This window comes from Frankia sp. CgKIO3 (assembly GCF_977946435.1).
This window is the reverse complement of sequence record NZ_CDWTMO010000181.1, coordinates 1-7,506: the sequence shown is the minus strand read 5'-3', so window position 1 is coordinate 7,506 and position 7,506 is coordinate 1. Positions and strand designations below refer to the sequence as shown.

The window sequence follows — 7,506 nt, the reverse complement described above, 5'->3', positions numbered from 1 at the left end:
TGCGGAAAACAAGACTAGGTCACGCCGGTGCCGGCGCAGCAGCGGCTGGGGCCGCGATGGTTCGCCGGCAGCGCCGACGCCATCCACCAGTCGCTGAACCTCGTCTACGACGATGCCCCGGACATCGTCGTGGTCTTCGGCGCGGACCACGTGTACCGGATGGACCCGCGGCAGATGGTCGCCCAGCATCTCGACAGCGGAGCCGGCGTGCGGGTACCGAGATCCGAGGGCCGGGCGTTCGGGGTTATCCAGACGGCGCCCGACGGCCGCACGATCGAGGCGTTCCTGGAGAAGCCCGCCGATCCGCCGGGTCTGCCGGGCAGTCCCGAGGAGACGTTCGCCTCGATGGGCAACTACGTCTTCTCGACGGACGCGCTGATCGACGCCCTGCGCAAGGACGCCGCCGACGAGGACAGCGTCCACGACATGGGCAGGAACATCATCCCGATGCTCGTGGCCCAGCGGGCGGCGGCGGTGTACGACTTCGCCGGCAACGTCGTCCCGGGCACGACGCTGCGTGACCGCGGCTACTGGCGCGACGTCGGCACCGTCGACTCGTACTTCGAGGCGCAGATGGATCTGTGTGCGCTCGACCCGGTGTTCAACCTCTACAACCGGGAGTGGCCGATCCTCACCAGCATCCCCTCGCTGCCACCGGCGAAGTTTGTGCACGATGGCCTGCAGCGCACCGGCACGGCCATGAACAGCATCGTCAGCAACGGAGTCATCATCTCCGGGGGCACGGTGCGCTCGTCGGTGCTGTCCCCGGGAGTGCGGGTGAACTCCTGGGCCGAGGTCGACCACACGGTGCTCCTGGACAACGTGGTCGTCGGCCGGGGCGACGCCATCCTGGACAAGAACGTGCACGTGCCGGCGGGCGCCCAGGTCGGGGTGGACAAGGACCGGGACCGCGCCCGCGGCTACACCGTGAGCGAGCAGGGCGTCACCGTCGTCGGCAAGGGCATCACGATCGCCGACTGAACCGGCCGCCATCCCCCTATCCGCCCGCACCCGTCCCGTCACGGCACCGTTGGGAGAGACCGCACATGCGCGTCGCCATGCTCACCCGGGAGTACCCCCCGGACGTCTACGGCGGGGCGGGTGTGCACGTCGAGTACCTGAGCCGGGAGCTCGCCCGGCTGGTCGACCTCACCGTCCACCGCGAGGGGCCGGCGCCGGGCGGCGGGGCACCGGGCGGTGGGCCCGCGGGTGCGGTGCCGTCGACCGGTGCCGTCGACCGGCCGGTGGTCGAGAGGGCGGGTGCCCCGGGCGTCGCCGCGGTCGCGGCGTACCGGAGCTGGGCCGCGCTCGCCGATGCGAACGACGCGCTGCGGACCGTGTCGATGGACCTGTCCATGGCCGCCACGGCGGCCGGCGCGGACGTGATCCACTCGCACACCTGGTACGCGAATCTCGGTGGCCATCTCGCCGCGCTGCTCGGCGGCGTCCCGCACGTAATGACCTCGCACTCGCTGGAGCCCCGGCGTCCCTGGAAGGCCGAGCAGCTGGGCGGGGGCTACCGGGTGTCGTCCTGGTGCGAGCGGGTCGCGATCGAGTCGGCGGCCGCCGTGGTCGCGGTCAGCGCGGGCATGCGCGCGGACATCCTCGATGCCTACCCGGCGGTCGATCCGGCCCGCGTGCACGTCATCCGCAATGGCATCGACACCGACGAGTACCGTCCGGACACCGCGACCGACGTGCTGGAACGCCACGGGGTGGACCCGGATCGGCCGACGGTGATCTTCGTGGGGCGGATCACCCGGCAGAAGGGGTTGCCGGTGCTGCTGCGGGCGGCGGCGGCGATCGACCCCCGGGCGTAGCTCGTGCTCTGTGCCGGGGCCCCGGACACCCCTGCGCTGTTCACGGAGATCACCGACCTGGTCGAGGGCCTGCGCGCCGGCCGCGACGGCGTGGTCTGGCTGCCCGGGATGCTGACGAAGCCGGAGGTGATCCAGCTGCTCAGCCATGCCACCGTGTTCGTCTGCCCGTCGGTCTACGAGCCGCTCGGCATCGTCAACCTGGAGGCGATGGCGTGCGGCACCGCGGTCGTCGCCTCCCGGGTTGGTGGCATTCCCCAGGTCGTCGACGACGGCGTCACCGGTCTGCTGGTGCCGCCCGACGACCCCGGCGCGCTGGCCGGGGCCGTCAACGAGGTGCTCGCGGTCCCGGTCCGGGCGGCCGCGATGGGCCACGCGGGCCGGGACCGGGCCGTCACCGAGTTCGGCTGGGCTGCGATCGCCGAGCGCACCGCGCGGCTGTACGCGTCGCTGACCGGCGGCTGACGGCTCAGCTCGGCTGGGGCTGTCAGCTCGTCCAGGCCGTTTCGGAGACCGGGGAGCGACCGAGCAGCGGACGCCACCAGGCTTCGTTCTCCTTGTACCAGGCGATGGTCGACCGCATGCCCTCGGCGAAGTCGATCAACGGCGCCCAGTCCAGCTCGGTCCGCAGCTTGGTGGAGTCCAGCAGGTAGCGGCGGTCGTGCGAGGGACGGTCGGGCACGATCGTCTTCAACGACGCGGGCAGACCGAGCTCGGCGAGCACCGTGTCGGCGATCGTCTCGATGTCCGCCTCGACGCCGGATCCGACGTGGTAGGTCTCGCCGAGCCGCCCGCGGTCCAGAACCGCGTCGATCGCCCGGCAGTGGTCCATCACGTGCAGCCACTCGCGCCGGTTCGTGGTGGAGGCGTACATCGGGAGCGACTCGCCCTGCAGCGCCCGGGTCACGAACAGGGGGATGACCTTCTCCGGGAACTGGTAGGGACCGTAGTTGTTCGAGCAGTTGGTGATCGTCACGGGGAGGTTGTAGGTAAAGCCATAGGCGTGTACGGCGTGGTCCCCGCCGGCCTTCGCCGCGTTGTAGGGCGTGCGGGGGAGGTAGGGGGAGTCCTCGGTGAAGGCGCCGGGGTCGTTGAGGTCCATGTCGCCGTAGACCTCGCAGGTGGAGATCTGGTGGAAGCGGGCCACCCCGACCGTGCGGGCCGCCTCGAGCAGGGCCTGGGTACCCATCACGTTCGTCGAGAAGAACTCGCCGGGGCGAATGATCGCCAGACTGTTGTGCGACTCGGCGGCGAAGTTCACCACCACGTCCACGGAGTGCTCCCGCAGCACCGACTCGACGAGCTCCTGGTCACGGATGTCGCCGTGGACGAACGTGACGCGGTCCGCGACGTCGGCGAGGTTCTCCCGGCAGCCGGCGTAGGTCAGGGCGTCGAGCGCCACGACCGCGTCCCCCGGATGCCGCGTCCGCCAGTAGCGGACGAAGTTCGATCCGATGAACCCGGCGGCTCCGGTCACGAGGAGCGTCGACATGGTGTGCCTTTCGATCGGTGCGCAGGCGCGGCGACGCCTGCGGCTGGGCGGTGGACGGACGTCGTCCATGTTCTCGTGGCGGGCGGGCACCGGCCTGGCCGGCGCGCGGCCACCCGGACGACGGCGGGTGACCGTGGGCGCACGGGCACCCTACGCTCTGGCGCGTGGCGGGCCTGCCCGAGGGCTAGCCGGCGGCCACAGCGGCCTATGCCCCCCGTACTCTTGAGGTCATGAGCATCGTCGTATCGTGATCGTCGCGTGCCCGACCGTGCCGTCCTTGGTGGGCACAGTGCGCGACCTGCCCTGTGCCCGACCTACCCCGTGCCCGACCTCGGTCGTCCCGGTTCGCAGTGCTCTGGTGGGGTCCCCGCCGTTGTCCGTGTCAACCCGACGTCGCCGGTGTAACGCTCTGACGCTCGCCCGGCGTTGTCTGGAAGCCCGAAAGAGGCCCTACCTCGATGATCATTGTGTCCGAGCTCGAACTGCGTGCTGGAGCCCGCACTCTGATCGAGCCCGTATCCTTCCGGGTGCAGCCGAACGACCGGATCGGTCTCGTCGGGCGCAACGGGGCCGGCAAGACGACGTTGCTGAAGGTGCTTGCCCGGGAGGGGCTGCCGTTCGCCGGCACCGTCGACCTCCGGAGTGAGATGGGTTACCTCCCCCAGGACCCGCGTACCGGCGATCTGGCCGACACTGCTCGTGATCGTGTGCTGTCGGCACGTGGTCTCGACGTTCTCCTGCGCGAAATGGAGAAGCTGCAGCTGGAGATGGCCGAGCTGGTCGACACCACGGCGCGGGACGCGGCGATCCGCCGCTACGGCAGCCTGGAGGAGCGATTCGGGACGCTCGGCGGTTATGCCGCCGAGGCGGAGGCTGCCCGGATCTGCTCGTCGCTGGGCCTGGCTGACCGGGTGCTCGTCCAGCCCATCGGCACCCTGTCCGGTGGGCAGCGGCGGCGGGTCGAACTCGCTCGCATCCTGTTCGCCGGGTCCGGCAACGCCGACGCGACCCTGCTGCTCGACGAGCCGACGAACCACCTCGACGCCGACTCGATCGGGTGGCTGCGGGACTTCCTGCGCGCTCACACGGGTGGCCTGATCGTGGTGAGCCACGACGTCGACCTGCTCGACAAGTGCGTGAACAAGGTCTTCCACCTCGACGCCAACCGGGCCACCCTCGACGTCTACAACGTGAACTGGAAGACCTATCTCAACCAGCGCGAGCTGGACGAGCGTCGCCGTCGCCGGGAACGCGCCAATGCCGAGAAGAAGATCGACTCGCTGAAGGCGCAGGCCGACAAGATGCGCGCCAAGGCGACCAAGGCGCGGGCCGCCCATCAGATGGACCGGCGGGCCGAGCGGCTCGCGGCCGGGCTCGCCGAGGCGCGCGTCGCCGACCGGGTAGCCAAGCTGCGCTTCCCGGACCCGGCTCCGTGCGGCCGCACGCCGCTGACCGCCACCGGACTGTCGAAGTCCTACGGCTCGCTGGAGGTGTTCACCGGCGTGGACCTCGCGATCGACCGCGGCTCGCGGGTCGTGGTCCTCGGGCTGAACGGTGCCGGCAAGACCACGCTGCTGCGCATCCTGGCGGGCCAGGAGGCGCCCGACGTCGGTCAGGTGCATCCCGGTCATGGTCTGCGTCTCGGGTACTACGCGCAGGAACACGAGACGCTGGACACTAGCCGCTCGGTGCTGGACAACATGCGGGCCGCCGCGCCGGGGGCGTCGGACGTGGAGCTGCGTCGCATCCTGGGCGCGTTCCTGTTCAGCGGAGACAGCGTGGAGCAGCGCGCCGAGACCCTGTCCGGCGGCGAGAAGACCCGCCTCGCGCTCGCCGGACTGGTCTGCAGCTCCGTCAACGTCCTCCTGCTCGACGAGCCGACGAACAACCTCGACCCCGCCTCGCGCGACGAGGTGCTTGCCGCGCTCGCCACGTACCGGGGCTCGGTCGTCCTGGTCACCCACGACCCGGGGGCCGTCGAGGCACTCGACCCGCAGAAGGTCCTGATGCTGCCGGACGGGGTCGAGGACAACTGGTCACCCGATCTGGCCGAGCTCATCACCCTGGCTTGAGCAGGAACCCTGCCCCGGGAACGGAATGGAGAACCTTTGTGAGTACGCAGGGCGGCACCAAGGCGGTCATGGCGGCACTGATCGCCAATCTGGGTATCGCGGTGGCGAAGTTCGTCGCGTTCCTGTTCACCCAGTCGTCGTCGATGCTGGCCGAGTCCATCCACTCGGTGGCCGACTCCGGCAACCAGGGCCTGCTCCTGCTCGGCCAGAAACGTTCCGTCCAGCCGCCGGACGAGGAGCATCCCTTCGGGTACGGGCGGGCGCGTTACATCGCCGGCTTCCTGGTCGGGATCGTGTTGTTCAGCGTCGGTGGGCTGTTCTCAGTGTATGAGGGCGTCGAGAAGCTGCGCCATCCGCATGAGCTGGAGAGCGGGCTGGTCGCGGTCGTCGTCCTGCTGACCGCGGTGCTGCTGGAGTCGTACTCCTTCGCGACCGCCATCCGCGAGTCGAAGAAGACGAAGGGCGACCAGTCCTGGTGGCGGTTCATCCGGGAGGCGCGGACCCCGGAACTGCCCATCGTCCTGCTGGAGGACCTGGCAGCCGAGCTGGGGCTGATCTTCGCGTTGCTCGGGGTCGGGCTGACCCTGGCACTCGACGACCCGATCTGGGACGGCGCGGGAACGCTGGCCATCGGCGTGCTCCTGCTGATCGTGGCCGTCCTCGTGGCGACCGAGGCGTACGGCATGCTGGTGGGCGAGGCCGCCGCCCCGGGAATGGTCGCCACCATCCGCGGCACGCTCGCCGCCGCCCCGGGCGTCGCCACGGCCATCCACCTGCGCACACTGCACCTCGGGCCGGACGAGCTGCTCGTCGCCGCCAAGATCGGTATCGGGGCGGAACTGGCGATGCCCGAGGTGGCCGCCACCATCAACGGCGCGGAGGCGGCGCTGCGGGCCGCGGTGGCGGTTCCGCTGCGCATCTTCCTCGAGCCCGACATCCTCCGCGACGAGCCGGGCCGACGACGGGATCCGTCAGCCGGTGCCGTCGGCGAGGCAGAGCCGCAGCGCGAGCGCGCTCAGAACGCCGAGGGACATCAGTACCACCGGCAGGTTTCCCGCTCGTAGCTTGTCTCCGGGCAGCTCCGGTCGGGGACGAGGCGCCACCGCGGCCACCAGTAACCAGGGGAACACCGGCAGCCAGGAATCTTCGACGTCGCCATCGGCCAGCCCGAGGACCGTCGCGAACAGCATCGTCGCGCCGGCCCCCACCAGCAGCGGCCAGCCCGGGGTCAGCCGCAGGCGGCGCGCCGCCCGGATGAGAACCGGCCCGCAGACGAGGACGACCACGGTCAGGTCCACGACGATCCAGGCCAGCGTGCCGGCGAGCCCCGGCCGTGGCGCGCTCGCCAGGGCCAGCCCGTCGGGCCAGGAGAAACCCCACGCGTAGAAGAGCCACAGCGGCAGGAGCGCACCCAGACCGGTCATGACATTGAGGATCGGGCGACGGCGGACGAAGTAGGCCGCGGCGACCGCCACGCCAAGCCATACCGGGGCGTAGCCGAACAGCCCCGCGAGGCCGAGCAGCAGCCCGCTTGCCAGCGCCCACCACATCGAGCGCCGACCCGGTTCGCATCCGACCACCCCCACCGCGACGGCCAGGGCGGCCAGGGTAGCCGTGACGGCGTCCGGGGATGCCGCCGTCCATCCGCTCCACGGGGCCAGGACGAGGACGGGGACCAGGCGCCGGGCGGCCGTCTCATGGCACAACGAGCGCACCGCGATCGAGACGGCGGGGACGACCAGCGCGCCCAGGGCGGTGAACAGTATCCCGATCGCGACCGCACCGTGCATCCCCACCCTGATGAGCACCCAGACGGTCAGGACGGGGCCCGGAGGATGCGTCGGCAGGACGGCCGTGGTCCCCGCCGCGGCGTGCGCGGTGGTCGCGGTGTAGGTGGCGAGGAAGCCGAGCGGATCGTCACCGACGGCCTTCGCCGCCGCCAGGAGATCCGCCGGGATGCGAAGATCCGCCGTGATCTCCCCGGGTGCGACCAGCGCGAGCGTGCCGCTCCACGCCAGCGATCCGACGTAGCCCAGGACGAGCAGGGCGGTCCAGGGCAGCCTGTTCACCGGGCCGGTCGCCGTGGCCGGGGTGTTCGGGGTGGTCGCCGTGGCCGGGGTGGCCG

General features: G+C 71.0%; 4 protein-coding genes and 2 pseudogenes. 4 read left to right on the top strand and 2 right to left on the bottom strand.

Features of this window, described 5'->3' with window-relative positions:
- Positions 1-18: 18 nt before the first annotated feature.
- Both AC08OJ_RS16960 and glgA read left to right on the top strand, forming a co-directional pair.
- Positions 19-981 (top strand): annotated as a pseudogene (locus AC08OJ_RS16960) (GlgC family sugar phosphate nucleotidyltransferase); the annotation flags it as partial.
- Positions 982-1,046: 65 nt separating this feature from the next.
- A pseudogene (gene glgA, locus AC08OJ_RS16955) lies at positions 1,047-2,282 on the top strand (glycogen synthase).
- Between the two features lie 22 nt (positions 2,283-2,304).
- On the opposite strand, the gene rfbB reads toward glgA, so the two are convergent.
- Positions 2,305-3,309, bottom strand: a complete 1,005-nt coding sequence (gene rfbB / locus AC08OJ_RS16950) for a dTDP-glucose 4,6-dehydratase (protein ID WP_476594130.1) — start codon at positions 3,307-3,309, stop codon at positions 2,305-2,307.
- 458 nt (positions 3,310-3,767) lie between these two features.
- Here rfbB and AC08OJ_RS16945 point away from each other — a divergent pair, with 458 nt between their 5' ends.
- Positions 3,768-5,381, top strand: coding sequence for an ABC-F family ATP-binding cassette domain-containing protein (locus AC08OJ_RS16945; protein ID WP_476594131.1), 1,614 nt, complete (start codon positions 3,768-3,770; stop codon positions 5,379-5,381).
- 38 nt (positions 5,382-5,419) lie between these two features.
- Entirely contained in the window at positions 5,420-6,445 is a 1,026-nt protein-coding gene (locus AC08OJ_RS16940) for a cation diffusion facilitator family transporter (RefSeq protein ID WP_476594132.1), read from the top strand.
- On the opposite strand, the gene AC08OJ_RS16935 is transcribed toward AC08OJ_RS16940, so the two are convergent.
- Positions 6,353-7,506 (bottom strand): hypothetical protein (locus tag AC08OJ_RS16935; protein WP_476596231.1); only part of this gene is annotated, 1,154 nt, incomplete at its 5' end. The genes AC08OJ_RS16940 and AC08OJ_RS16935 overlap by 93 nt on opposite strands.